The sequence below is a fragment of the Mycobacterium intermedium genome, assembly GCF_002086275.1.
Classification (GTDB): domain Bacteria; phylum Actinomycetota; class Actinomycetes; order Mycobacteriales; family Mycobacteriaceae; genus Mycobacterium; species Mycobacterium intermedium.
The window spans coordinates 52063-75502 of sequence record NZ_MVHT01000020.1 but is presented as its reverse complement, the minus strand read 5'-3'; the positions used below and the strand labels follow the sequence as shown (position 1 = coordinate 75502).

Sequence of the window (23440 nt, the reverse complement as noted above, 5' to 3'; positions counted from 1 at the left end):
TTTTCTACAATAATGATCGAAGGCACTCAGCACTTGGAATGCGCTCACCTATCGACTATGAACGCACGCTGCGTGCCACCACGGAAGCAAGCTAACCGTGTCTACTTTTTCGGGGGAACCCCAAAGGATCTCTGTGAGCGACAACGACCGCACCCGCGCCGCCGCCAGCTCGATTGCCAGCGGCAGACCATCCAAACGCTGGCAAATCTTTCTCATCAGCGCGGCATTGTCAGCACTGACCGCGAAATCTGCTCGAGCATGGCGGGCTCGGTCGGCGAACAATTCGATGGCCTCGTCGGAAAGCGGCAATGACGGCACCCGCCAAGCCACCTCGCCTGGCACTGCGATCGGCTCGCGACTCGTTGCCAACAACCTCAAACTAGAGGTTTCGGCCAGCAGGTGGACGATTAGCGACGCGCTGGCGTCTAGCAGATGTTCGCAGTTGTCCACCACCAGCAGCATTTTGCGCCCGGCGACAAACCGTGTGAGCGTGTCCGTTGTGGAGCGGCCAGGCTGATCGGCTAGACCCAGCGCGCGGGCTACCGCGATAGGCACCACCTGCGCATCGGTGATCGGTGCTAGGTCCACGTACCACACCCCGTCGGAAGATTCGCCCGCGATTTGGGATGCGACCTGCATAGCCAGCCTGGTCTTACCCACTCCGCCGGGCCCGGTCAACGTCACCAACCGGTCTTCGGCCAGCAGTTGCCGTACCCGCTCCACTTCTGTGCCGCGGCCCACAAAGCTGGTCAGCTGTGCCGGAAGGTTATGGGAAATAGAGACGCTGGGCGTGCGGAGCGGCGGGAAGTCGTTACGCAGATCGGGGTGGCACAGTTGGACGACCCGTTCCGGGCGGGCCGAGTCACGAAGCAGATGGGTGCCCAGGTCAATCATCCACCCGCCCGGCGGGAGCCGATCGATCACCAAATCGCCAGTGATTGAGGACATTACCGTTTGACCGTCGTGCCCTAAATCCCGCAACCGCGCCGTCCGGTTGATCGTCGGGCCGGCGTAGCTTTCTTCGTGGCACAACTCGATCTCACCGGTGTGCAACCCAATACGTAGACGGATCGGCTCCAGCGGGGCTAGCTGCAACTCCAACGCGCACGCCACCGCATCTGAGGCGCGGCCAAACGCGGCCACAAAGCTCTCACCCTCACCCCGTTCGCGCGGGCGGACTCCGTCGTGGGCAGCCACTGCGTCCGAAACGATCTGGTTGAGCCGGGCGATGGCGCTGGTCATCTCGTCGGGTTGGGTCTCCCACAGCCTCGTGGAGCCAGCGACGTCACCAAGCAGCAGCGTCACTGTGCCCGTCAGCGAAACCCCACTCACGCCGATATCGCTCCAATTCACCCTCGGCGCACCCGCGAAAGAAACGGTCAACGATCTGCCTCATGTTAGCCAGTGCGCAGCCACCACGTACTGGAAAACATCAGGACATACGAATCACCAGTCGCCCACGCACTCCATCTACGACCCCGTGTGTATCCATTTACGTCCTCTTTCCGATGGATTCTGACTCTCCAAATCGCAAAGTCGAAGAGTCACGCCAGATGGAAAGGAACACCGCGATGAACGCAGGTCACGGGAATTGGAAGCCCAAGCTTCAACAATCGAGGAGGCACGGCAGGGCCATCAGCAGGCTCTGCGTCGGACAGGTGAGGACAGGTGCGAAGGCGCTGCTGGGTGCTGCGGTCATCGCCGTCGGTTTCGCTGCGGTTGCGCCGGCTGCGGCACATGCCGACGGCTGTGTGCAGGTCGGTGGATGGGGAGGCCAATGCGACTTCAACTACGCGCCCGACGGCTCGCATGAACACTGCGATAACGGATGGGCACCATTCGTCGGCCGTATCCAGAACTGCTTCTGGGTCAGCGCCCGCCCAGTGCCATGACCACGCGGAAATTGTTCGTCGCCATGGCAATTAGTGCGACATTGGCGGTCGGCGGGATTGAAGCGTCAACGCCGGCCAAAGCCTGCCTGCCGTACGACGGAAGTTGCGGTTGGGTCAACCCTGACCCGCACGGCGTTGGCGGCATGCCCGGATGGTGGGGCGGTGCGTCGTGGACCTGGGGCGGGTACTACGGCCCCGGTTGGTATTACGGGCACTACTGGCGCGGCGGGCCGTGGTACGGCTACTGGTGATCTCGCCGCTGCGCAAACGCTTTTCGCCAACGCTATTCAACCGCTAATAGCGGATTTTCGTCAGTGAAACCATGCGCTTCGTCACCTTCGGCGGCGCGCGTCTGACGCCGGCTCAATGTCATGTCGGAGTCATGCAAGAACAAATGCAAGGAATCCAAAGATATGAAGACGACTGTTGCTGCCGCCATGCTCGGCGGACTGATTACCACCGGAGTTCTTGGGGCAGGTGTGCTGGCTCCTCGGGCGCAAGCAAACTTCATGTTTGAGATCTGCCCGTCCGGTGCGGACGGTGTTGTTGCCGGCACTCCTACCTCATGCGCATTTGCAGACAATGTGCGGCGGGCCTACGTCAGTCAGGGCAGTACATACGTGCTTGCTTATAGCCCGGTGACGGGAAGGGCTTACATGATGGATTGCAGCTACAGCAACTTTGTGGCTCACTTCAACGACGGGACGTGGCATCCAGGTGTCCTTTGCGAAGGTGGCATCGGCGCCGCTGTAGTGATCTGGTAAAGCCTCCACGGGGGCTCCACCGGGAACGTACGATGCTGCCTTCTCAGCCGCCGAAAAGCCCGACCACAACGGCAGAGGTGATGGCCGAGTCGGCGATCTCCCGGGTGGCCTCCGCAGCCGCGGTTGTCGGCGCCAACGTCAACGGCTTGCTCAGCGCGTACAGCTGGAAGCGGTAGTGGTGTACGCCGCTGCCGGCCGGCGGGCATGGGCCAAGGTAGGCCGTCTTGCCCCCGGAGTTCGCGCTGACGACCGCCCCCGCTGGTAGCACGCCGTCGGCGATTTCGGAGGCCGTAGGCGGTATGCCGGTCACTACCCAATGGACGTAGAGTCCTCCGACGGCGTCGGGGTCATCGAGCACCAAGGCCAGCGATTGCGTGTCGGCTGGGACGTTGTGCCAGCGAAGCGCCGGCGGCACATTACGGCCGGTGCAGGTGTAGTCGGCCGGGATTTGGCCATTGTCGTTGAAGGCGGGACTGTGCACGGCAAACCCCGGCGCGACCGATGACGATGGCCCGGTCGTCGTCGCATGAGCTGAAGTGCTGGGAGCAGCGGATTCCGTCGCCTGGTCAGCGCTGCCGCATGCGGTGAGCGCGTAGCAGAGCAGCGCCACAATTGCGGCCGCCAGTCTCATGAACTTATGTATACGCCTGATGGGCCCATCGCAGCAGTCCTGTTGCCCGTCAGGGACGAAATTAATTCGTAGTCAATGGATTTCGGTAAACTGCTAGGACCAACGGGCCACGATCACCGGGACCTTGGCCCTGTTGACCACCGCCGCCCCGACGGACCCCAGCAAAGTGCCGCGGAGCGGACTGCAGCCGTGGCTGCCGACCACGATCAGTTGTGTGCGCTCGGAAGCTTCGATCAGCCAATGCGCCGGATCGCCGATTTCGACCCTGCGATGGACCGCCACGTCGGGATAGCGGTCGTGCCAACCTGCCAACCGTTCGGCGAGCGCCTCCTCTTCCTCGGCGAGTCGAGCGTCCCACTTGGCGTCTTGGTACATGGCCTTGGAGTCGGAAACCCAGGGATCCACCCACACGTGCAGAGCCGTCAGGCCGACACCGCGTCGGGAGGCTTCCTCGAAGGCGATACCCGTCGCCGCCTCCGATGCCTTCGAGCCGTCGATGCCCACCAGCACCGGCGCGTGCTCGAAATTGCGGATCGTGGCCTCGGTTTCATGAATCACGGCGACTGGGCAGTGAGCGTGATAAACCAACGCCGAACTCACCCTGCCCGGGACGTTGTAAACCGACGCCCCGCTGTGTCCCCTGCGGCCGACGACGACCATCGCCACGTCCGCCGAGAGGCCGACGAGCGCGGAGACGCTGGCCGAATGAAACACGTTGCTGTCGACCTGAACTGGATCGCACCCATCAAAACTCTCCTGGGCCGCCTCGACCGCCACGTCGAGAAAATCCCGCGCCCGCTGTTCTTGTCGTTGCCTGAAGCCGGCCAGCGCGGCCACCTCAAACCACTCCGGTAAAGCGGCGTCGACGACATGAACCAGAGCCAGCGGCAGTTTCCGCAGCGCCGCATCACGCGCCGCCCACCGGACGGCGGCCAGTGCCGCCGGTGAGCCGTCAACGCCTACCAAGATCGAGCCACGTGGTGGTTGCCACATCTGAAGTTCTTTCTGATCGGCGGTCTACCGGTCTACCCACTGCAGAATCGCCGAGCAACGCCGTCACTGTCAGGGCCGAAGGGACCCAAGCCCGAAGGACTAATGGCACCGTGTGGAGCGCACGGGATTCATGCCTACCAGCACAAGTCGCACGTATCTTCTTTGACCGGAGGCGGATTGTCTCCGTCCCACACATCGCTGGGTAGCTCCCCCTTGTAAGGAACATTGCCCGCCGAGTTCTTGACCCAGTACCACGTGTGGCAAACATTCATGTCCCACTGGTAGGCAACCCCTGGCCCGGACGACAGGTCGTATCGGGAGTACACCATGGAATCGCCCGGGCACCAGGTATGTGGTGGCAGGGGAGCGGCCTGGGCGGGAGTTGCCAGACCTAGACCACAGCCGGTCACCACGGCGGATACCAGGATTGCGAGTCGTCGGTTCATGTGCGGACCTTTCTATTGGTCGGTAACCACAGCGTGCGCCGGACGGCTTGCGGAACTCTTGCGTCGCTCGACAGCGCCACGACATCAGGTCGGCGCGATAGCGCGATAGATTGCCAATCATGGGTGAAGACAGGGTCCGGGTGCGGATTGCCGACAACGGCGTGGCAACGGCGACGATGGTGCGCTCCGACAAGCACAATGCGCTCGACCAAGCGATGTTCGAGGCATTGGTGGCCGCCGCCGAGCAGTTGGCGGGCGATCCAAAGGTGCGTGCCGTCGTGCTGCACGGTGAGGGCAAGAGCTTCTGCTCCGGTTTGGACGTGGCAAGTTTCATGGGCGGCCAACGCGGCACAAGCGTTCTGCTCGACCGAGACGAGGGCCGGGCAGCCAACCTCGCTCAGCGCGTGAGCTACGACTGGTCGTTGGTACCGGCGCCGGTCATCGCCGCGATCCACGGCAACTGCTTCGGCGGCGGCCTGCAGATCGCGCTCGGCGCGGACATCCGGATCGCCGCGCCGGACGCGAAGCTGAGCATCATGGAGATCAAGTGGGGACTCATCCCCGACATGGGCATCACCCAGGCGTTACCGAGATTGCTACCGATCGACGTCGCGAAAGAGTTGACGTTCACCGGCCGCATCGTTTCCGGCAGCGAGGGTACTGAACTCGGGTTGGTCACTCGGACGGCCGAGGATCCGCTGGCAGCGGCGTTGGAGCTCGCGGACGAAATCGCAACGAAGTCACCGGATGCCATCCGCGCCGCCAAGCTCCTGTACAACGAAACCTGGCTCAGCAACGACCCCGCGGCTGCCCTTGACCGCGAATCGGTTCTGCAAACCGGGCTGATCGGCTCACCCAATCAGATCGCTGCCGTGGTGGCTGGAATGTCTGGGGAGAAACCGGTTTTCGTCGACCCCGTTTAATGTTTCTTCCCGGCAACATCTTTCGCGTGGTCACAGGTCGTCAGCGGCCACCCGGCATGCGGCGGACCACGCCGTCGTCGAGCATCTGTTGGAAGTGTTCGGTCACGGTCTGCTCGACGGGCCGATAGGTCAGTCCCAGCTCGTCTCGGCTGCGGCGGTTGTCAAAAGCCAACGGGTAACCGATGTTGCGGTCGACGAACTTTCGCGTCAGCCCGACAGCGGGTGCGACGGCCTTGATCATCACCTTGGGTGCCTTGGTCCTGGGGAACGGATAAAGCGGGCCGAACCGGCGACGCAGCATCTTGCCGATCTCCAGCAGAGTCAGCGAATCCGCGTTGACGATGTAGCGGCCGTGGGCCTCGGGGGTGAACCCGGCTCGAAGGTGAGCATCGGCGACATCACGCACGTCCACCACGCCCATGGTCAGCGCCGGAGCCCCGGCAAGCAGGGTGCCGTCGGTGAACTGCTTCATTGTGCTTAGGCTGGCCGAGTCGCTGGCCGTGGTCAGGGCAGGGCCAAGAACCAGGCCGGGGTGGATTGTGACCAGGTCCCAACGGTCCTGTGCCTCAACGTATTTCCATGCCTCGCGCTCGGCCACCGTCTTGGAGTACGGATACGGTTGATGGTCAACGCTGCTGGTGGTATTCCAGTGTTCGCCGGTGAAGACGCCCCCGGGAATATCCAGAGACTCACGGGCATCGCCGTAGATCGCGACCACGCTGCTGGTCAGTACCACACGCTTGACGGATTGCGTGCGGTTGACCGAGTCGAGCACGTTGCGGGTGCCCTCGAGCGCCGGGCGCACCAACGCTTCGTCCGCATCCTTGAATCCGGAAATGAGAAATGGCGACGCGGTGTGCATGACGAGTTCGCATCCGGCCATGGCCTCGTCAAAGCTGCCCGTGTCGAGCAGGTCCGCCTTGAACAGTCGGAGGCGACCGGGGTGGTCGTCTGACAGCTTGTGCAGATGCTCCAGACCGGAAGGCTTCTGAGGGTTACGTACCGTGCCGTGCACCGTGCGTCCCGCTTCGAGGAGGACTCGGACGATCCAGCTGCCGATGTAGCCGCTGGCACCTGTGACGAGGACCGGTGCGTCCGGGTCGATCGCCGTCGGAGACGTGTTCATGTGGGTGTTCCTCTCTGGCGGACTCGCGAGCGTCGATCAGTTCGTCGAGGTTGATCATCGTCCACCGGCCCCGTTAACGACAGCGCCGCCGCCGACAGGGCGACCCCGTGCCGTCGCGCATGGTGTCGCTGTCCCCATGGCTAGACGTGGCCTCGCCATGGCGAGACGCCTGGAGTATGCAGCTCGCGAACTCGTGGGCAGGCAATCTGCCGGTGAACAACTTTCTGGTTGGGATTGGACGTCTGCCTTCGTAGTAGGGGGCGTGCTGGCAGTTGCCGTCGGCTTGTTCGTGCATTCGGAATGGTTGATCCGGCTTGAAGAACGCTCAAACCGCGGCGATGGAGATTTGCACTGAACTGCGACTCGTTCGGGCACGCGTGATCGGCGTTATTGGGATCGGTAGCCGGGCACGTCCTGTCCACTGTCTTGGACACCCAAGTCACCCAAGTCACCCAAGTGAACGCAACCAGAGAGGACGACGGCGGTTATGTCGTTTGTCAGCGTCGTACCCGAACTTGTCGCTCAGGCGGCCCACGAATTAGATTGCCTTGGCTCGGCTTTGAGCACGGCCAATTCCACGGTGGTGGCCACCACGACCGGGATAGCGGCCCCGGCCGCTGATGAAGTATCGGCGGCAATCGCATCATTACTGAACGCGCAAGCTCTTGAATACCAATCCATCAGCGCCCGAGCCGCGGCGTTTCACGGCGCGTTCGTCAACCTGTTGAACGCCGCCGCGGGTTCGTATATGAGCACCGAGTTCGCCAACACCCATGCCGCTGCGGCCAGTGAATTTACGCAGTTCTACGGCGACGGCCCCCTGGGCATGCTGCTCAAAGCCGAAATGGAGTTCATCGAACTCCCCCTTGATGCCATCGGCCCAGTGGTCACGTCGACGGCCGCGCTCGGCCAAAGCGGGTCAACGTTCGTCAACGCGGTGCTGGCGGGGAATTCGGACGCGGCCACCGCGGCACTCCGCGATGTCGGCCCCAACGTCGGGAGCGCTTTCCTCTACGGCCAAAACACGATGTCCATACCGTTGCCGTCGAACATCGCGGGTGTGTCAGTGGCGCTCAACATTCCCTTCGGCGGTCTGCTGGCTCCGATCCAGCCCATGACCGCGACGGTGACGTTCGGGGGCCCGTTCGCGGGGCAGCCGCCGGTAACCGTTCCCATGCCCTTCGAGGTCGGCGGCATCGTCACCGAGGTGCAGACCGATCCGGAGTCGGTGGCCCTCGCCCTGCTCCTGTCGCCCCTAGTTTTTCCTATAGATCCCCGGAACAACCGGAATAACTGGTCACGATTCACAGTTGCGTCCTGCAGTAGCTCGCCACTTGGCGACGCGGTCAGGAGATGTGATGACCACCGCCATACTTCAAGAGCGCCTCACGGCAGTGCAGAACGCCGGCCATTTCGATGCTCATGTCGTGGGTGGCTTAGCCCGCTACATCGCCGAAGCGCCCGACGAGAAGCTCTTCCGGATGAACCCCTACCGCTACGCGGCGGAAACCGGCATCACTGAGCGCGATGCGGTGGACCTGTTCCTGCATGCCGCGCACGCCGGCGTCGTCGAGTTCAGTTGGGGTGTCATCTGCCCAGCCTGCGGAGCGTTCATCACAACGGACCACGCGCTGCGCGCACTGAATGAGGACCGCGATTGCGCGATCTGCGATATCTCCATCCCGCCCTCGATCGACGACAACGTCGAAGTCGCGTTCAGCGTCGCTCCCTCGGCGAGAACGACCCGCTTCTCGTTTCCGGAAAAGCTGGACTTCATGCGCGACGGTATGACGCTCTTCTTCTCGCCGAGCGTCACGGACACCACCCAGCTTGGCCGCTACCTGAAGAACCCGGTGTGGTTCGGTACGGCTGCCGCGGGCGCGACGGTCGAGGCCGAACGGGAGCTCGCGCCGGGACGTTATCTGCTGGCGCTGCCGGAGTACCACGCCTTGCGGCGCTTCACCGTCGACGAGGGCGTGGGTGGCTCGGCGATGAGCTACGAGGTGCTCGCCGGCGGCAGGCTTATCCAGGACGGCGAGCAGTTGACAGCCGGCAAGGTGGGCATGAGCCTGCAAAATCGGCTCGGCCGCCCAGTGGTCTTCGGCGCGTTCAGGGACCCGCATCCGTCGTCGCCGGAGGGCCTCGCCGCAAAGACCGCGATGATGGCTGCGGGGCCGGGGCTGAACTTCCACCGCTTCTTCACGGTCAAAGAGCTGGTGACGACCCAGGTATTTCGCGATCTGTTCCGCGCCGAGAGCATTCCCGCGCAGGGTGGTTTGGGGCTGAAGAACCTGACCGTGCTCTTCACCGACCTCAAAGGCTCGACCGAGCTGTATTCGCGGATGGGGGACATGCGCGCATACAGCCTTGTCGGCGAGCATTTCGACCTGCTGCGGGAGGTAGTCGCCGCGCGCGGGGGTGCGGTTGTCAAGACCATCGGCGACGCGGTGATGGCGAGCTTCCCCACGCCCGCGCCGGCGCTTGAAGCGGCCATGGTGATGAACCGCGAGATCGCCAAGGTCGGTGAACTCGAACTCAAGATCGGCCTGCACGCCGGCCCCTGCATCGCGGTGGACCTGAACGAGCGCCTCGACTACTTCGGCCAGACGGTGAACATCGCGGCGCGGGTTCAGGGGATCGCCGACTCACGCCAGATTGTGTGCACCGACCCGGTGCGCGATGCGCCGGGCGCCGACGAGGTCATATCGGAGCTGAGGCTGGTTGGCAGACGCGAGTTGGCGGCTCTCAAGGGGGTCGCCGGCCAGGTGGGTATCTGGCGCTACCAATAGGCTGTTCGCGCCTTGGGACGCTGCCGCATTCGGATCCCGAGTCGTTTGAACGCTGTCATCTCGAAACTATGCTGCCCAGATGGGTGAGTTTCGCGCGTCGCCGCCACCGGATCTCCCGGGCGTTCCCTCGGCCGAGGGGCCCCTGCCAGGCCCGGATCAACTTGTCGGCCGCCCCCGAGCCTTGGGCGTGGACTTGCTCGGTGAATTGCACGGTCCGCTTTTCTACTCGGACTTCAACGGCGGCATCAGGAAGCTCTACGCGTGCTCGCTGGAACTCGTGTCCGAGCTTTGCGACGAAACCCGCTTCGCCAAGAACCTCACGGCAACCCTTGCCCGAGTGAGGCCGTTGGCCGGTGACGGCCTGTTCACTGCTTACCACGGCGAACCGAACTGGCAGCGAGCCCACGATGTGCTGCTGCCGGGGTTCAGCTACGCAGGTCTGCGCGCCTACCACGCGGCGATGCTGGACATCAATTGCACACTGATCGACCGGTGGGACGCCAGCGTCGGAATCCAGCCGGTTGATGTGTCGAACGACTTGCAGAAGTTGGCTATGGACACCGTCGCGCTCGCCGGATTCGGTTCGCGTTTCAATTCTTTTGACTGCACCGGACTTGCCCCGATTCCGCAGAGCTTCACAACGGCGTTGGGGGAATTGGCATCTGAAGTCTCGACGCCGGTGTTCAACGAGGAGTTGGCCACGTTGCACACATTCATCGACGGGCTGATAGCCGAGCATCGATCTGGTGACGATGAATTTGAGGATCTGTTGGCGCTTATGCTGCAACAGGATCCGGACGGTAATCCCGTGCTGGAGACGAAGAACATCCGCAATCAGATCATGACCTTCCTGATCGCCGGCCAGCTCACCACATCGGAATTGATGCCCAACACGCTGTACAACATCGTCAGCGATCCGGCGGTGCTGCACCGGGTGCAGGCCGAGGTGGACTCCGTTTTCGGAGCAGAAGACGACCACCTGCCCGGCTACGACGACATCGGCAAGCTGACCTATCTACGGCAGGCTATCGAGGAAACCCTGCGGTTATCCCCACCGGTGCTGAGTTTCGATCGAATGGCCTTGGAAGACACCGTGGTCGGTGGAAAGTATCCGATCAAGCGCGGTGAGGCCGTCAGCGTGCTCACCGGCGCATTGCACCGCCAGCCACAGTGGGGCGACAACGTCGAGTTCTTCGATCCGGACCGGTTCGCTCCGGAACACTCAGCGACCAGGCCGACCGCGCTGTTCAAACCTTTCGGAACCGGAGCGCGATCCTGCATCGGTCGCCAGTTCGCGCTGCACGAAGCGACCATGGCACTGGCCCGGCTCATCCATCGCTACCGCCTCATCGACGCGTACCACTATGTGCCGCAGTGGGAAACTCCGACCAGTCGGAGGCCAATCAGATTCCGGCTTGAGCTCCTGCGGCGCACCCCGCGGGACCGCCGTGGCGACGAACCCGAACTCGGGGCCACTGCCACGCCGAACGCAGCGCAACACCCGACGGCGATCAAGGCGGGCACCAGGCTGGCCATCTTTCATGGCTCCAACCTCGGCACCTGCCGGGCCTTGTCTCGGCAATTCGCCGACGACGCAACGGCTCTGGGCTGCGCAGCAACGGTGGCGCCGCTAGATGACGCGGTTGGCGGTTTCCCCGAAGCCGAAGGCGTCGTGATCATCACGTCGTCTTACAACGGGCAGCCGACCGACGATGCGCGTGCCTTCCTCGCCTGGTTGCTCGACGCGGATACCGCCTTGAATCCGACGCCCAACGTCGCAGTTCTTGGTGTGGGTGACCACAACTGGGCGGACACCTACCAAGCGGTCCCGCGGCGCATCAATGAGCGCCTGGACGAACTGAAAGCCAACCGATTGGTCCCGAGGGCAGAGGCTGACACCTCGGGGGATCTGGTCGGCGTGATCGAAGAGTTCGCGGGCGCGCTGTGGTCGTCGTTGGCCGAACACTTCGGCGACCCTGACGCCGAGCCACTCACGGATGCGGCCGAACCGCTCTACGAGTTGCGCCGGATAGTCGGTCCGGTGACCGCCGCGATGGACGAACGGTCATCGGTGATTCCGATGAGCGTTGTCGAGCGAACCGAGCTGGTCAGCCCCGGCCTAGGACAGGCCAAAACCAATGTCCGCGTGGAACTTCCGGACGGCGTCGACTACCACACGGGTGACCATCTCACGGTGATGGCCGACAACCCACCCGAGGTTGTCGATGCGGCCCTGACCCAACTCGGCATTGACCCCGGACTGCGGCTGTCGATCAATCCTCGGCGTAGCTCAAGGCGGCTCATCGCGCTGGACCGAGAAGTCAGCGCGCAAGAACTGCTCACACATTTCGTCGAATTGCAGAAACCGGTGACCAGCAGTCAATTACGCCGCCTTGCGGCGGCCAACAGCAGTCCGGCAGAGCGTCAGCGGCTGGCCGAACTGGCCGAGGATCCAGACGGCTGCGCGCTCAGCCTGTTGGAATGCCTCGACGAATACCCTGCGTGCGTTCTCACCGGCGCTGAATTTCTCGAACTGCTCGACCCCATGGTGCCGAGGCATTATTCGATCGCATCGTCGTCACTGCTGTCACCGCGGACGGTGGGACTGGTCGTCAGTGTGCTGGACGCTCCGGCCCGCTCCGGCCGCGGCCTGTTCAAAGGTGTCGCATCCAACTATCTCGCGAGAGTCCAACCCGGACAGACGATCAGGGCACGCGTGGACCCGGCCCGCCAGGCGTTTCGGGCCGGAGCTGACCCGGCCAAGAACGTGATCCTGGTCAGCGCTGGTACCGGCGTCGCGCCGTTCCTCGGGTTCCTCGGTGACCGACTGGCCGCACAACGCGCCGGAGCGCCGGTGGAGCCGGCGTTGTGCTTCTTCGGGGTTCGTGATCCAGAGGTTGACTACATTTTCCGCGACCAGTTCGAGCAGGCCGAGGCCATCGGTATCGTGCAGATGCGCCCAGCCTTCTCCCGGGCGCCGCAGGACGGGGTTCGCTACGTACAGGACCGGATCGTCGCGGACGCCGACGACGTCTGGGCCCTGCTGGGTGACCCGGCCAAGGACGCGCACGTGTACGTGTGCGGTGACGGCGCGCGGATGGCGCCGGCTGTACGCGGCTCGTTCCTCGACATTTATCGGGCACGGACGGACGCTGATGATGGTCAGGCCCGCGACTGGCTAAACGGTCTCATCGAATCCGACCACTACGTCGAGGACGTGTGGGCGGGGTGAGAGTCGCGCCACTTCGCGCCCGCAATGGTCGCATACCGCCCGGACTTTCGTCCTGGGTGTCGTGGGTCGAGCTCCGGCAAGTGGTGTGTGGCTGACCTCCTTTCGTCGGGCTGGTCTCGATGAAAATTCATGTGACAGAACGAGATCCGGCAATATGACACTTCTTGTGGTAGAACGGAAGCGGTATAGTTTTACCGAATGCGCATCGAGACAGTGCGGAGCCAGTCATGGGTGGCGAGTTCATTGAGATCCGGATAACCCACCCACGGGAATTTTTCCAGCCGACGCCCGAGGTTATTCGCCCGCGGTTGCTGGACTGGCAGGTTGATGGCAAAGGTAGGCACGTTGCCGGGCGTTATCGGATAACTCGCTACGAGCAGGCCGGCCAACCGAGGTGGTGGTTGGACGGTACCGGTCAGCACCCGTGGACCAGCGACGAGGTCGAGTACCTGAAGGACGTGGCCGAACACCACGCGACTCGACTATTACGTCGACAGCGATGGCGGCCCAACAGCATGTACAACGACCAAGAACCGCCGTTGTGGATGAGCGGTCGCGGGTGGTCTTGAGAACTCAGCGCAACTCCTCGAGGAGATCGTCGAGGAAGCCGCCGGCCTCTCGTCCGGCTCGTTCGACATCCCGCTCGGCGATCGCGTCGATCAATCCGCCATGCCGAATCGCGCGGGGTTCATGCGTCGCGCTTGTGGCTGCGACGCTGGCCGTGACCACCTCGGTGAGCCCACGATAGAGCTCTGTCAGAACACCGTTCCCTGACGCCTTCACCACGGCGAAGTGCAACGCGGCGTCCGCAGCCGCAAACGCGGCGTGATCCTCACCGCATTCCAATTCATCTCGGCGCCGCAGCAATTGTCGTAACGCAGCGACGTCTTCGTCCGTACATGCGGCGGCGGCCAATCGCGCTCCCTCGACCTCCAGACAGCGGCGCACCTGCAGCACCTCGCGCAGCTCGGACCCGCACAGGCGACGCAACGCCCCGGACATTTCACTGGTGGCGCGTACGTAGGTGCCATCCCCCTGCCGGACTTCGAAGATCCCAGCGTGCGCCAGAGCGCGCACCGCCTCGCGCACTGTGTTGCGGCCCACACCCAGCGTCTCGCTGAGGCTTGGCTCATTGGGTATACGTGTGCCGACAGGCCATTCGCCGGACGCCACGGACTGCCGCAGTTGATCGATGACCTGCTCGACCAGGCCGGCGCGACGCGTTGTTGCGAGGGGCACAATGTTCTCAATTCATCCAATCATGGGATGTATGACAGACTAGTTCAGTGAGTGGTCAAGTGGCCGGCATATGCGCCGAAGTCGACGAGCGTGGCGCATCGATTGCTGCCCACGACATCCGTCCGAGTGCCCGGGTAGCGGGCCGTGGCCTGCTGGTCGCCGCGGTCGTGCTCACGGCGCTAAACCTGCGACCTGCGCTGACCAGCGTGGGGCCGATCCTCGGCGCGATGCGCGAGTCGCTAGGTGCCTCGGCTACTTGGGCCGGAGTGCTGACCACGCTGCCCGGACTGTGTTTTGCCGCTGCGGGACTCGGTGCGCCGTGGCTGGCCCGCAGGGTAGGCCTACAGCACGCCGTCAGCGCCGCGCTGGTGACGTTGGTCGTCGGCCTGTTCTTGCGGGTACTCGACGGTCCCTTCAATGGGCAGGCGGCCGTGATCGGGGGCACGGTGGTGGTCACCGGCGGCATCGCGTTGATCAATGTGTTGATTCCCGTGGTGATCAAGGGATCGTTCCCCGCTCAGATCGGGGTGATGACGGGCATCTACACCGCTGCCTTGCAGGCTGGCGGCGCGATGGGATCGGCGCTGACACCACAGATGGAGTCCGTGCTCGGTGGTTGGCGTGGTGCATTGGGCGGCTGGTCCGTCCTCGCGATGCTGGCCCTCATCGCGTGGCTTGTGGGTGCGCGCCGCGTGAGTGCCGTCGAGCTGCCTGCCCGCCCCACCGGCGGATCACTGCTACGAAATCGCTTGGCGTGGACGGTGACGCTGTTCTTCGGCTTCCAGTCCACGCTCGCGTACATCATCTTGGGTTGGCTGCCTGAGGTGTTCATCGACAGCGGTGTGCCCAAGGCCACTGCGGGGATGCTCGTCGGCCTGATGTCGCTCATCGCCGTGCCGGTCAGCATTTTCCTCGCGCCGCTGGCAGCTAGATCGGGAAGTCAGAGCGGGTGGATCGTTGCGCTGGGGGTCATCGGACTTGTCGGGGTCATCGGCCTGCTGATCGATCCGGCGGCCGCACCGCTGCTGTGGAGTTTGCTCGTCGGGTTGGGGCTGAGCGTCTTTTCGCTGGCGCTCACCGTGATTGCGCTACGGGCCCGCACCACCGAGGACACCGCGCAGTTGTCGGGGATGGCGCAGGGCTTCGGTTACCTGCTTGCGGGCATCGGCCCGTTTCTCTTCGGCCTTCTTCACGACGTCACAGAGGGCTGGACTGTGCCGTGGATCTTCGTGCTGGTGATCTACGCACTGCAGATGACGATGGGCGCACTCGCGGGCCGCGACCGCTACGTCTAGGTGTCGGCGAGTATCACTTTCAGGCGATCGCATCCATTACCGGAAGGAAGATTGCGGCATCGATACCGAAGACGTAAAGGACGGCCGTAAACAGCAGCATGGCAATTACAGCTGCAAGCCAAATCTCAGCGAGGGTTGCCAGGAACATTAACGCGATGAAGCCAGCCACCATAGGATTTGCGGTGAGATAGGACCCGATCAACTGGCCTACGATGTCTATCGGACCTGCTAACAAATCACGTATCGGGCTCGGTATTGCACGGAAAACCGACTCGGCAAGCGTCGAGAACTGCAAGATGCCGACACTCACGGCTTCGGCGCCGGCGTAGGCGCTCGCACTGGTAGTCAAGTGCTGGACAAACTGCTCGTGGAACGCCGCCGCCTGGCCGGCCAGTTCTTGATACTCCTGGCCGTAACCTGAGATCAGCTGCGCGATGCCGGCGGACACCTCGTCGACGGCGGCGGGCAGCACCGCAATGGTGGGGGCCGCCGCCGTCACGTGCGCCACGTGAAGTGTTTCACCAATGGTCGCAAGGTCCGTTGCTGCTTGGGTTAGTAGCTCCGGCGCCACGATTACAGCCGACATCTCTGGTCACCCCTTCCGCCACTGGATGCGAGCCGGCGGTTGCGCACCGATCCTTTCTCGCATCGACGGAGCGGGCTTCAGTAATCCACTACTTAAAGCGGGAATGCAGAGATGGTCGAAGCGCCGCGGGGGTCAACTGCGCCGCGCCTGCCGGAACGGGATGTCGCGGTCCGGTTCAGGTTCCTTCGGTAGGCCGAGTACGCGCTCGCCGATGATGTTGCGCTGAATCTGGTCGGTCCCGCCACCGATCGATGTGAAGAACGCGTTGAGCGACAGGAAGTTCACATCGTCGGCTTCACGGTTGTCCGGGCCCGCCAACAGCGACTCGGCTCCGATGATTTCCGTCTTCAGCGCCGCTTCGGAGTGCAGGATTCGCGACATCGCAAGTTTGCCCAGCGACATGATCGAGCTCGACGTGCCCTGGCTGGTCGCCGACTTGGCACGAAGGTTGTTGAGCCGGTTGAGTTCTCGCAGCGCCAGCACGTTGGCCAGCTTTTCTCGCACCGCGGCATCGTCGATGCGGCCGTGCGCGCGGGCCAGTTCGACAAGGTTGTCGGCCTTGGACTTGTTTCGCGAACCACGGCCGCTGTCACCCATGATCGAGCGCTCGTAAGCAAGGGCGGTCTGTAGCACCCGCCAGCCATTGTCCTCTCCGCCAATGAGGTTCGCGTGGGGCACGGTGGCATCGGAGAGGAACACCTCGTTGAAGTGCGCCTCACCCGTGATCTGCACCAGTGGACGTACCTCAATGCCCGCCTGGCGCATCGGGATGATGAAGAAGCTCAAGCCTTTGTGCTTGGGTACGTCCCAGTCGGTGCGGGCGATCAGCAGACCATAGTCGGATGTCGTCGCGCCGGAGGTCCACACCTTCTGGCCGTTGACCACCCAACTGTCGCCGTCGCGCACCGCGGTGGTGCTTACCGCGGCCAGATCCGATCCGGCACCGGGTTCGCTGTACAGCAAGCACGTGCGGGACTGTCCGGTCAGAAAGTCCCGGAGCAGAGCATGTTTCAGGTCATCGGAGCCGAATGCGAACAGCGTGTTGGCCGGGATGTTGTATCTGTCCTGGCATGCGCCGGGTGCCTTGACGGCGCGGAATTCCTGCTGAATCACCGAGGCGAGTCGTCCGGGATACCCACGACCGAACCATTCGGTTGGGTAGGTCGGAACGGCGTAACCGGCATCGAGAACCTTTTCCCGCCACGCGATTTCCTCTGGCGAGCTGACCCACGGGTCGTCCGATGGCGGCAGCGGCGTCCAGTTCTGGGCGAGCCAGTCGCGCACCTCGGCGCGCAAGTCGTCGACGTTCGGGGCAGTCGTGGTCATATCAGGCGCCCTTCGATGCGAGGTACCGCTCGCGGTGATCACGCGAGCTGCCGAACAGTTGGCGGCCGGTACGAGCCCGGCGCAAGAACAGGTGCGCCGGGTGTTCCCAGGTGAACGCGATACCGCCGTGCATCTGGATCGCCTGCATGGCCGTCGCGTGATAGGCCTCGGCACAAGCGAATCCGGCCAGGGCGATCGCGCCACCTGCGGTTGTGGGGTCGGCATCAAATTGCGTCGCGGCGTGCTGTGCGGCCGATGTCGACGATTCGACCTCCAAGAGCAGGTCCGCCGCCATGTGTTTCAGGGCTTGGAAGCTGCCGATGGGCCGCCCGAACTGGATGCGTGTCTTGAGGTAATCGATGGTGATGTCGAAGATGCGGCGAGTGCCGCCGGCCTGTTCGCCGGCGAGGGCAATGACGGCGAGCGACAAGGCATGCTCGACGGGCGCCCAGTCGGCAAGACCTATTCGACGCGCCGGCACTCGGTCGAAGCCGAACGTCGACATACGCACCGTCGGATCGAAAACGGTTGCGGCAGTGCGCGTGAATCCGGGCGCATCCGCCGTGACCTCGAAGATGCCTATGCCGTCGTCGGACTCGTCGGTCCGTGCGACCACCAGGATGATGTCGGCGATCTGGCCGTCGAGAACATAGTGCGAGCTGCCGGTCAGTAGGTATTCCGCCTGGTGCTTGCTTGCCTGAACCGCAACGTCGTCCGGCGACCACGTACCGCCGGTGCCGGTTACCGCGACGGTTCCGATCGCGGTCCCGTCAGCCAACCCGGGTAAGAGCCGCGCTTTGTCGTCGTCGGTGCCCGCGGCCTGAATCAATGCCGTGGTCAGGACCGCGCTCGACAGGAATGGGGCCGGCAGGAGCGCCGCACCCGTCACCTCGGCAACCGCTTCCAGCTCCTGTGCGCCCAGTCCCACACCGCCGTACTCGGTGTCGACGATCAGGCCGGCCAGTCCCTGCGCGGCCAGCTTGTTCCAGAGGTCACGCTCGAATCCGTCGTCGGTGTCCATGATCCGACGTACGTCGGCCTCGGAGCAGTGCTCATTGAGTAGCTCCCGGACTGCGGCGGCGAGTTCCGCGCGTTCGGCCAGGCTCATCGTCATGTGTTCCACCCTTCTGCGTGCGAATCCATCATGTCTGAGCGCAGCTGATGTGGGTTAAGAGGCTGGGATACCCAAAGCTATTGGCTGCGCTTTCTGCTCACCGGTTTCGGCGGCGTCAGGCCGGTGCAGACCAAGGTCTGTGCGGTGGAGACCACGACATCGAGCGAGCCGCGATTGGGGTTCCACCATTCCGCGGCCCAGTTCAGAGCTCCCATCACCAACATGCGCGCCACGCGGGGGTCTACGTCGTCGCGAAGCTCGCCATCAGCGATCGCCTCGTTGAACAACTTCTGCCAGATACGCCCGTAGGCCGCTTCTTCCTTCTTCTGTCGCGCACGCAGGTGTTCGGGAATCTGACCCGAGTTGCGGATCGAGGCCGTCGTGTAATCGGAGATCTGGAGTTCGTGCCGGAGGTGCGCTTCGACCGCCGCCATGATCTTGTCGATCGATGAAGTGCCGTCCGGCAGATCGTCGAGCGTCTTCAGCAGATGCTGACGCATGTCGCTGACTCCGGCGTACATGACTTCCTCGATGAGGTCTTCACGCGAGGGGAAGTAGTAGTAGATCGCCGGGGCCTGCAACTCTGCGTACTCGGCCACATCAGTCAATCGCGTGCCCGCAAAGCCTTTGACGCTCAACACATGTGCGGCGGCATCGAGGATGCGAACGCGAGTTCGCTGCGATTTCGAGTCCGAGCTCTCCGTACGGGTGGCGGAGCCGCTCCTTCTAGGCATCTCCCGATGATAATTTGGTGCCCGCGGATGGGGTCAAACATGGTGTATGACCGAACGGTGGGTCATTCCTGTCTGGAGAAGGACTCAGTGGGCCCGCTCGAGTACGGGTCGGCCGGCAGCGCTCGCCTCGAACCCTCACCAGAATATTGATCACTTCAGGCTTGCCAGGGCAGAGTTTTCGACACCGATCCGGGTGCGTAACAGCGCAGCGTTGAGCGAAGTGAACGCCAGCGCGGTGATCCATGCGTTGTGCACCAGCGGCAGCGCGATTCCCTCGACCACCACGGCGACATAGTTCGGGTGCGGGAAGAACCGGTAGGGACCCCCGGTGACCCGCGGCGCATCGGGTATGACGACGACGCGGGTGTTCCACTGATGCCCCAGCGTGGTGATGCACCACCAGCGCAGCACCTGGGTTCCCACCGCCAGCACCAGCATCGGCCAGCCCAGTAAGGGAACGAATGGGCGATGCAGCGCAATCACTTCCACCAGGCACCCCGCCAGGAAACCGGTATGCAGGATGACCATGCTGGGGTAGTGGTTCACACCGAATTCGACGCCACCGCGGGCGCGGCTCCACACCAGGTTGCGGTTCGAGACGACCAGTTCGACGACGCGCTCAACCGCGACCGCGGCGATCAGCAAGATGTACCAGGACATGGGCACCGCTGCTCAATTCCACCGCAGCAGTACGAGTTCCGCGCAGAAGCCGGGACCCATCGCCATCAGCACTCCGGGGAGGCCGCTGCGCGGTTGCTTTGCCAGCGTGTCGCGCAGTACGTGCAGCACCGAGGACGACGACAGGTTGCCGACCTCACTCAAGGACCGCCAGGTCAGCTCCAACGCGTCATCGGGCAATTCCAACGCGTCGGTGATCGCCTCGATGACCCTCGGCCCGCCGGGGTGACTCACCCAGGTGTCGATGTCGTCGATCGTCAGCCCATGGCCGGTCAGGAATCCGGTGAGGTCGTCGGACAGATGCTTCTCGACGAGGGTGGCGACGTTGGGGGACAGCACCAGCGAGAGTCCGGACGATCCGAAGTTCCACCCCATCGTGGTCAAGGAGTCCGGGTACAGCCGGCTGCGCGAGTCCACCACGGTGGGCCCCTGGGCGCCGATCCGCTCGGCGCGTTGGTCACCCACGGCAACGACCGCCGACGCGCCGTCGGCGAACAGCGCGCTTCCGACCATGGTGGCGACCGTCGGTTCAGCGCCGGGGTAGGTCAGCGAGCACAGTTCGACTGACACCAGTACCGCCACGTCATTTGGCGCACCCCGCAAGTAGTCGTTCAACCGCCCAACACCGGCAGCCCCGGCGACGCAGCCGAGGCCGAACAACGGCGAACGCCGCACATCTGGGCGCAGACCCAGACGACCCGCAATGCGGGCGTCCAACGACGGCACCGCCAGTCCTGTCACCGTCGTTGTGACAATCAGATCGACGTCTTCTGGCTTGAGGCCTGCCTCATCGAGCGCGGCAGACAGGGCCGCACTTCCCATTTCGACGGCGTTCTCGATGAAGATGTCGTTCGCCTCACCGAAGTCGGTAAGGCCGGAGTACCTCTCTAGCGGAAGTACGAAATGGCGACTGTTCACTTTGGCGTTCGCGTGCAGCTTGCGGAGAAGATCTTCATGGGGTTCGTACCCCGGAAACCGGATGAACGCCTCGGTGATCTCTTCTTGCGTGTAGCGGTGCGGCGGCAGCACACCCTGCACTGCAGCAATAACGGACATATCAACTACTTCCCATCGGACGTGGTTGTGGCGTAATCGGTTTGAACGCCCACTTCGATCAATTCACCGTTGAATTGCGGTCGGGCTGGCCTCGCGTCCAACCCTTGCTCGGGCATCGGGACGGAATGACCGTCATTGAGCCTGAGAAGCTTGTGTAGGCGGACCAGGGGCGCGGGAGCCCACCAGTTCCTTCGGCCCAGGACATGCATGAATGCCGGCACCAGAACCATTCGCACCAAAGTCGCGTCGACCGCGACGGCCAAGGTGAGGCCAAGACCGAACATCCGCATGAACGACACTTGGGACGCAATCATGGCCGCGAAGGAGATCGACATGATCAGTGCGGCAGCGGTGACAACCCGACCGGTGCGGGCGATTCCGCGGGCCACACTCTCATCGTTGTCGGTAGCGTGGGAAAGCTGCCAGAACTCGTGGATTCGGGACACCAGGAACACCTCGTAGTCCATCGACAACCCGAAAGCGATGCAGAACAACAGAACCGGGATGTTGGCGACCAAGATCCCGCTGGGAGTCGTCCCGAAACCGCCGAGGTGGCCATCCTGGAAGATCCACACCATCGCTCCGAACGCGGCGGTAAGCGAAAGTACATTGAGCACCAAGGCTTTCAGCGGCATCACGACGCTGCCGGTCAACAAGAACAGCAGCAGGAACATGATGCCGCCGATCAGCCCGAGCACTAGTGGCAGGCGTGACGCGATGGCGTCCACGCTGTCTCGGTTCAGCTGGGCTGTGCCGTCGAAAAGCACTTTTGTGCCACCCGGAGTGGGGACCGCATGCAGGCGGTTCAACTGGGCTTCAGACCGGTCGGAGAACAGCGGAGCGGTGCTGTCAACGGTCAAGAACGCGCTGCCGTTAGCTTGGCCTGCCGGTGCCGACGGTTCTCCGACCGCGGTTCCGGAGACGTAGGTTGCGGTCGGAGAGGAGACCGCGGAAACATCGGACACCCGCGACAAGCCAATGGCGTATTGCTCGATCTCGCCGCGGGTCAGGTCAGCGGTATCGGGGATGACGACGGTCACCGCGGCGTCGGAGTCGATGCGGAAGTCCTCGCGCAGGCGGTCGCCGACCTGGTGCGCCGAAGCCGATGTGGGCAGCACCCGGTCATCGGGGAAACCCCATTTGACGCCGAGGAACGGCAGACCGAGGAACACCAGGACGGTGACACCTGCCAGTCCGAACGGAACCGCGCGGCGGATGACGAATCGTGTCCAGCGGTACCAGAATTGCTGTGCAACGGGCTGCGGAACGGGTTCGGGCCGGTGCAGCAGGCGTCGAACGAGCCGGCGCAGGTGGGACGAATTCACCCGGTCGCCGAGCAGGATCAGAGCGGCGGGCGTGACAACGACGGCGGCGAAAGCGGCGAGCGCGACGACGGCGACCCCCGCGTAAGCGAACGACTTTAGAAAATGCATTGGGAACAAGACCATGACAGCCATGGCGAGGGCGACCGTGGTGGCCGAGAACACCACGGTGCGACCCGCCGTGACCACCGTGCGCGCGACGGCAACCTCGCGGTCGGCTCCCTCGGCCAGCTCGTCGCGGTAGCGGCTGAGTATCAGCAGCGTGTAGTCGATGGCCAGCGCCAAACCCATGGCCGTCGTGAGGTTCAGGGCGAATATCGACACGTCCGTGACGAACGAAATCGTCCGCAGGACAGCCAAAGTGCCGAAGATCGCCATCCCGCCGATGCCTACGGGCAGCGCTGCGGCGCTCAGACTGCCAAAGACCCATAGCAACACGAGGAAGCTGAGCGGAATCGCGATCGATTCCATCACCAGCAGGTCGTGCTGCGACTGCTGTGTGATCTGCACGTTGACCATCGCCGCGCCGCCCGTCCGCACCGTGACGCCGTTGCGGTGGTGCGTCACCTGCGCGGACAATTCCTCCGCGTACTTCTGTTGCTCGCTTTCGTTCCCCTTGATGCCCGCGACGATCAGCCCGGTGTTTCGGTCCTTGCTGACCAGATCGGCCGCGGCTTGGGGTGGTCGAGTCCACGGTGAGGCCACATCGACCACATGTGGCGCGGCTCGGAGTTGCCCGACGATGGCAATGCCGGCCGCCCGCGCGGCCGGGCTGTCGACGCCGTCGGGTGCCGAGACGGTGATAAGCAGTTCAGTGTCACCCTGGTTGAACTTGTCCGTCAGGAGCTGGGTAGCCCGCGCCGATTGCGCCGCCGGATCCTGAAATCCGCTGGCGGACAGACTATTCGAGACGGGCACGCCAAAGATGGCCAGGCCCAGGGTCAGTAGGGCCGCCGCGACGATCACACGTCGTGGCCTCGCGATCGCCATCCTTGCAATCTGATTCAGCAAGGGTCACCCATCCGTAAGGTTTCGAACTCGGTTCGGCCAACTGCCGATTTGTAATGAGCCACGGCGCGCGACGAAGGATCGTTCACCCACGGCTGGTGAGGCCCGTCTCACCGGCTCGGCGGTGTCATCTCATCGCATTTGCTGGGTGCGGCGGTTGGAGCAACTCGCCTGTCAAGCAAAGCAGCAGCGTGGACCGATATTCTCCGCCCGGGCGCCAACCACGAATCTCCTTCATGTGGCTTTGCTGTCGGGCTCCTGGGAGGAACCGCAGAACATCCTGCAC

Annotated in this window: 21 protein-coding genes and 1 pseudogene; 9 read left to right on the top strand and 13 right to left on the bottom strand. The window is 63.5% G+C overall.

Going from position 1 to position 23440, the window contains the following annotated elements; all coding sequences use genetic code 11:
• Positions 1–123 precede the first annotated feature (123 nt).
• Positions 124–1332 (bottom strand): annotated as a pseudogene (locus BST27_RS09955) (ATP-binding protein); the annotation flags it as partial.
• 326 nt (positions 1333–1658) lie between these two features.
• Here BST27_RS09955 and BST27_RS09950 point away from each other — a divergent pair.
• The 3 genes from BST27_RS09950 (at position 1659) to BST27_RS31305 (ending at position 2656) form a co-directional block, all read left to right on the top strand.
• A complete protein-coding gene (locus tag BST27_RS09950; protein WP_069420203.1) occupies positions 1659–1892 on the top strand; it encodes a hypothetical protein in 234 nt (77 codons plus the stop codon).
• Between the two features lie 23 nt (positions 1893–1915).
• Complete coding sequence (locus BST27_RS09945) at positions 1916–2143, top strand: hypothetical protein (protein WP_139805087.1); 228 nt, start codon at positions 1916–1918, stop codon at positions 2141–2143.
• 162 nt (positions 2144–2305) lie between these two features.
• Entirely contained in the window at positions 2306–2656 is a 351-nt protein-coding gene (locus BST27_RS31305) for a hypothetical protein (protein WP_139805086.1), read from the top strand.
• A gap of 43 nt (positions 2657–2699) precedes the next feature.
• Here the strand turns inward: BST27_RS31305 and BST27_RS09940 are convergent, their stop codons facing one another.
• The 3 genes from BST27_RS09940 to BST27_RS31300 form a co-directional block, all read right to left on the bottom strand.
• The gene (locus BST27_RS09940; RefSeq protein ID WP_069420201.1) at positions 2700–3287 is read right to left on the bottom strand and encodes a YbhB/YbcL family Raf kinase inhibitor-like protein; all 588 of its coding nucleotides are present in this window, start codon (positions 3285–3287) and stop codon (positions 2700–2702) included.
• 93 nt (positions 3288–3380) lie between these two features.
• The gene (locus BST27_RS09935) at positions 3381–4280 is read right to left on the bottom strand and encodes a universal stress protein (protein ID WP_069420200.1); all 900 of its coding nucleotides are present in this window, start codon (positions 4278–4280) and stop codon (positions 3381–3383) included.
• Between the two features lie 134 nt (positions 4281–4414).
• Positions 4415–4726 carry a hypothetical protein gene (locus BST27_RS31300; protein WP_139805085.1) on the bottom strand — a complete coding sequence of 104 codons (312 nt, stop codon included), beginning with the start codon at positions 4724–4726 and terminating at the stop codon, positions 4415–4417.
• A gap of 119 nt (positions 4727–4845) precedes the next feature.
• Here BST27_RS31300 and BST27_RS09930 point away from each other — a divergent pair, with 119 nt between their 5' ends.
• Positions 4846–5649: a crotonase/enoyl-CoA hydratase family protein gene (locus BST27_RS09930; RefSeq protein ID WP_069420199.1), complete on the top strand. Its 804-nt coding sequence runs from the start codon at positions 4846–4848 to the stop codon at positions 5647–5649.
• A gap of 40 nt (positions 5650–5689) precedes the next feature.
• Here BST27_RS09930 and BST27_RS09925 read toward each other — a convergent pair whose 3' ends face one another.
• Positions 5690–6775, bottom strand: a complete 1086-nt coding sequence (locus BST27_RS09925; protein WP_197518134.1) for an SDR family oxidoreductase — start codon at positions 6773–6775, stop codon at positions 5690–5692.
• A 487-nt stretch (positions 6776–7262) separates the two neighbouring features.
• Between BST27_RS09925 and BST27_RS09920 the strand changes: the two genes are divergently transcribed.
• The 4 genes from BST27_RS09920 to BST27_RS31295 all read left to right on the top strand — a co-directional run bounded on the left by BST27_RS09920 (position 7263) and on the right by BST27_RS31295 (position 13365).
• A complete protein-coding gene (locus BST27_RS09920; protein ID WP_079219959.1) occupies positions 7263–8297 on the top strand; it encodes a PE family protein in 1035 nt (344 codons plus the stop codon).
• The gene (locus BST27_RS33610) at positions 8203–9564 is read left to right on the top strand and encodes an adenylate/guanylate cyclase domain-containing protein (protein ID WP_232007325.1); all 1362 of its coding nucleotides are present in this window, start codon (positions 8203–8205) and stop codon (positions 9562–9564) included. The genes BST27_RS09920 and BST27_RS33610 overlap by 95 nt, the downstream gene beginning before the upstream one ends.
• 79 nt (positions 9565–9643) lie before the next feature.
• Positions 9644–12796, top strand: coding sequence for a bifunctional cytochrome P450/NADPH--P450 reductase (locus tag BST27_RS09910; RefSeq protein ID WP_069420196.1), 3153 nt, complete (start codon positions 9644–9646; stop codon positions 12794–12796).
• 227 nt (positions 12797–13023) lie between these two features.
• A complete protein-coding gene (locus tag BST27_RS31295; protein WP_139805084.1) occupies positions 13024–13365 on the top strand; it encodes a hypothetical protein in 342 nt (113 codons plus the stop codon).
• 4 nt (positions 13366–13369) lie between these two features.
• On the opposite strand, the gene BST27_RS09900 is transcribed toward BST27_RS31295, so the two are convergent.
• On the bottom strand, positions 13370–14035 hold the full coding sequence (locus BST27_RS09900) for a FadR/GntR family transcriptional regulator (protein ID WP_069420194.1): 666 nt from the start codon (positions 14033–14035) through the stop codon (positions 13370–13372).
• Positions 14036–14136: 101 nt separating this feature from the next.
• Here BST27_RS09900 and BST27_RS09895 point away from each other — a divergent pair, with 101 nt between their 5' ends.
• Positions 14137–15330 carry a CynX/NimT family MFS transporter gene (locus tag BST27_RS09895; RefSeq protein ID WP_069420212.1) on the top strand — a complete coding sequence of 398 codons (1194 nt, stop codon included), beginning with the start codon at positions 14137–14139 and terminating at the stop codon, positions 15328–15330.
• Positions 15331–15349: 19 nt separating this feature from the next.
• Here the strand turns inward: BST27_RS09895 and BST27_RS09890 are convergent, their stop codons facing one another.
• The 7 genes from BST27_RS09890 to BST27_RS09860 form a co-directional block, all read right to left on the bottom strand.
• Complete coding sequence (locus BST27_RS09890) at positions 15350–15916, bottom strand: PE family protein (protein ID WP_079219956.1); 567 nt, start codon at positions 15914–15916, stop codon at positions 15350–15352.
• Between the two features lie 132 nt (positions 15917–16048).
• Entirely contained in the window at positions 16049–17242 is a 1194-nt protein-coding gene (locus BST27_RS09885; protein ID WP_069420192.1) for an acyl-CoA dehydrogenase family protein, read from the bottom strand.
• Position 17243: 1 nt separating this feature from the next.
• Positions 17244–18356 (bottom strand): acyl-CoA dehydrogenase family protein, encoded by a 1113-nt coding sequence (locus BST27_RS09880; protein WP_069420191.1) that lies wholly within the window; start codon positions 18354–18356, stop codon positions 17244–17246.
• A gap of 77 nt (positions 18357–18433) precedes the next feature.
• Positions 18434–19090, bottom strand: coding sequence for a TetR/AcrR family transcriptional regulator (locus BST27_RS09875; RefSeq protein ID WP_079219955.1), 657 nt, complete (start codon positions 19088–19090; stop codon positions 18434–18436).
• Between the two features lie 150 nt (positions 19091–19240).
• Positions 19241–19750 carry an isoprenylcysteine carboxyl methyltransferase family protein gene (locus BST27_RS09870; RefSeq protein WP_069420189.1) on the bottom strand — a complete coding sequence of 170 codons (510 nt, stop codon included), beginning with the start codon at positions 19748–19750 and terminating at the stop codon, positions 19241–19243.
• 12 nt (positions 19751–19762) lie between these two features.
• On the bottom strand, positions 19763–20824 hold the full coding sequence (locus tag BST27_RS09865) for a type III polyketide synthase (protein ID WP_069420188.1): 1062 nt from the start codon (positions 20822–20824) through the stop codon (positions 19763–19765).
• Between the two features lie 5 nt (positions 20825–20829).
• Positions 20830–23157 (bottom strand): MMPL family transporter, encoded by a 2328-nt coding sequence (locus BST27_RS09860; RefSeq protein WP_079219954.1) that lies wholly within the window; start codon positions 23155–23157, stop codon positions 20830–20832.
• Positions 23158–23440: the final 283 nt, after the last annotated feature.

Excerpts from the sequence above, each read along its gene's own strand:
- BST27_RS31300 (WP_139805085.1), bottom strand. The coding sequence starts at position 4,726 with ATGAACCGACGACTCGCAATCCTGGTATCCGCCGTGGTGACCGGCTGT.
- BST27_RS09890 (WP_079219956.1), bottom strand. The coding sequence starts at position 15,916 with ATGTCGGCTGTAATCGTGGCGCCGGAGCTACTAACCCAAGCAGCAACG.
- BST27_RS09945 (WP_139805087.1), top strand. The coding sequence starts at position 1,916 with ATGGCAATTAGTGCGACATTGGCGGTCGGCGGGATTGAAGCGTCAACG.
- BST27_RS09925 (WP_197518134.1), bottom strand. The coding sequence starts at position 6,775 with ATGAACACGTCTCCGACGGCGATCGACCCGGACGCACCGGTCCTCGTC.
- BST27_RS31295 (WP_139805084.1), top strand. The coding sequence starts at position 13,024 with ATGGGTGGCGAGTTCATTGAGATCCGGATAACCCACCCACGGGAATTT.
- BST27_RS09910 (WP_069420196.1), top strand. The coding sequence starts at position 9,644 with ATGGGTGAGTTTCGCGCGTCGCCGCCACCGGATCTCCCGGGCGTTCCC.
- BST27_RS09880 (WP_069420191.1), bottom strand. The coding sequence starts at position 18,356 with ATGACGATGAGCCTGGCCGAACGCGCGGAACTCGCCGCCGCAGTCCGG.
- BST27_RS09935 (WP_069420200.1), bottom strand. The coding sequence starts at position 4,280 with ATGTGGCAACCACCACGTGGCTCGATCTTGGTAGGCGTTGACGGCTCA.
- BST27_RS09885 (WP_069420192.1), bottom strand. The coding sequence starts at position 17,242 with ATGACCACGACTGCCCCGAACGTCGACGACTTGCGCGCCGAGGTGCGC.
- BST27_RS31305 (WP_139805086.1), top strand. The coding sequence starts at position 2,306 with ATGAAGACGACTGTTGCTGCCGCCATGCTCGGCGGACTGATTACCACC.
- BST27_RS09870 (WP_069420189.1), bottom strand. The coding sequence starts at position 19,750 with ATGTCCTGGTACATCTTGCTGATCGCCGCGGTCGCGGTTGAGCGCGTC.
- BST27_RS09875 (WP_079219955.1), bottom strand. The coding sequence starts at position 19,090 with ATGCCTAGAAGGAGCGGCTCCGCCACCCGTACGGAGAGCTCGGACTCG.
- BST27_RS09865 (WP_069420188.1), bottom strand. The coding sequence starts at position 20,824 with ATGTCCGTTATTGCTGCAGTGCAGGGTGTGCTGCCGCCGCACCGCTAC.
- BST27_RS09940 (WP_069420201.1), bottom strand. The coding sequence starts at position 3,287 with ATGAGACTGGCGGCCGCAATTGTGGCGCTGCTCTGCTACGCGCTCACC.
- BST27_RS09930 (WP_069420199.1), top strand. The coding sequence starts at position 4,846 with ATGGGTGAAGACAGGGTCCGGGTGCGGATTGCCGACAACGGCGTGGCA.
- BST27_RS09920 (WP_079219959.1), top strand. The coding sequence starts at position 7,263 with ATGTCGTTTGTCAGCGTCGTACCCGAACTTGTCGCTCAGGCGGCCCAC.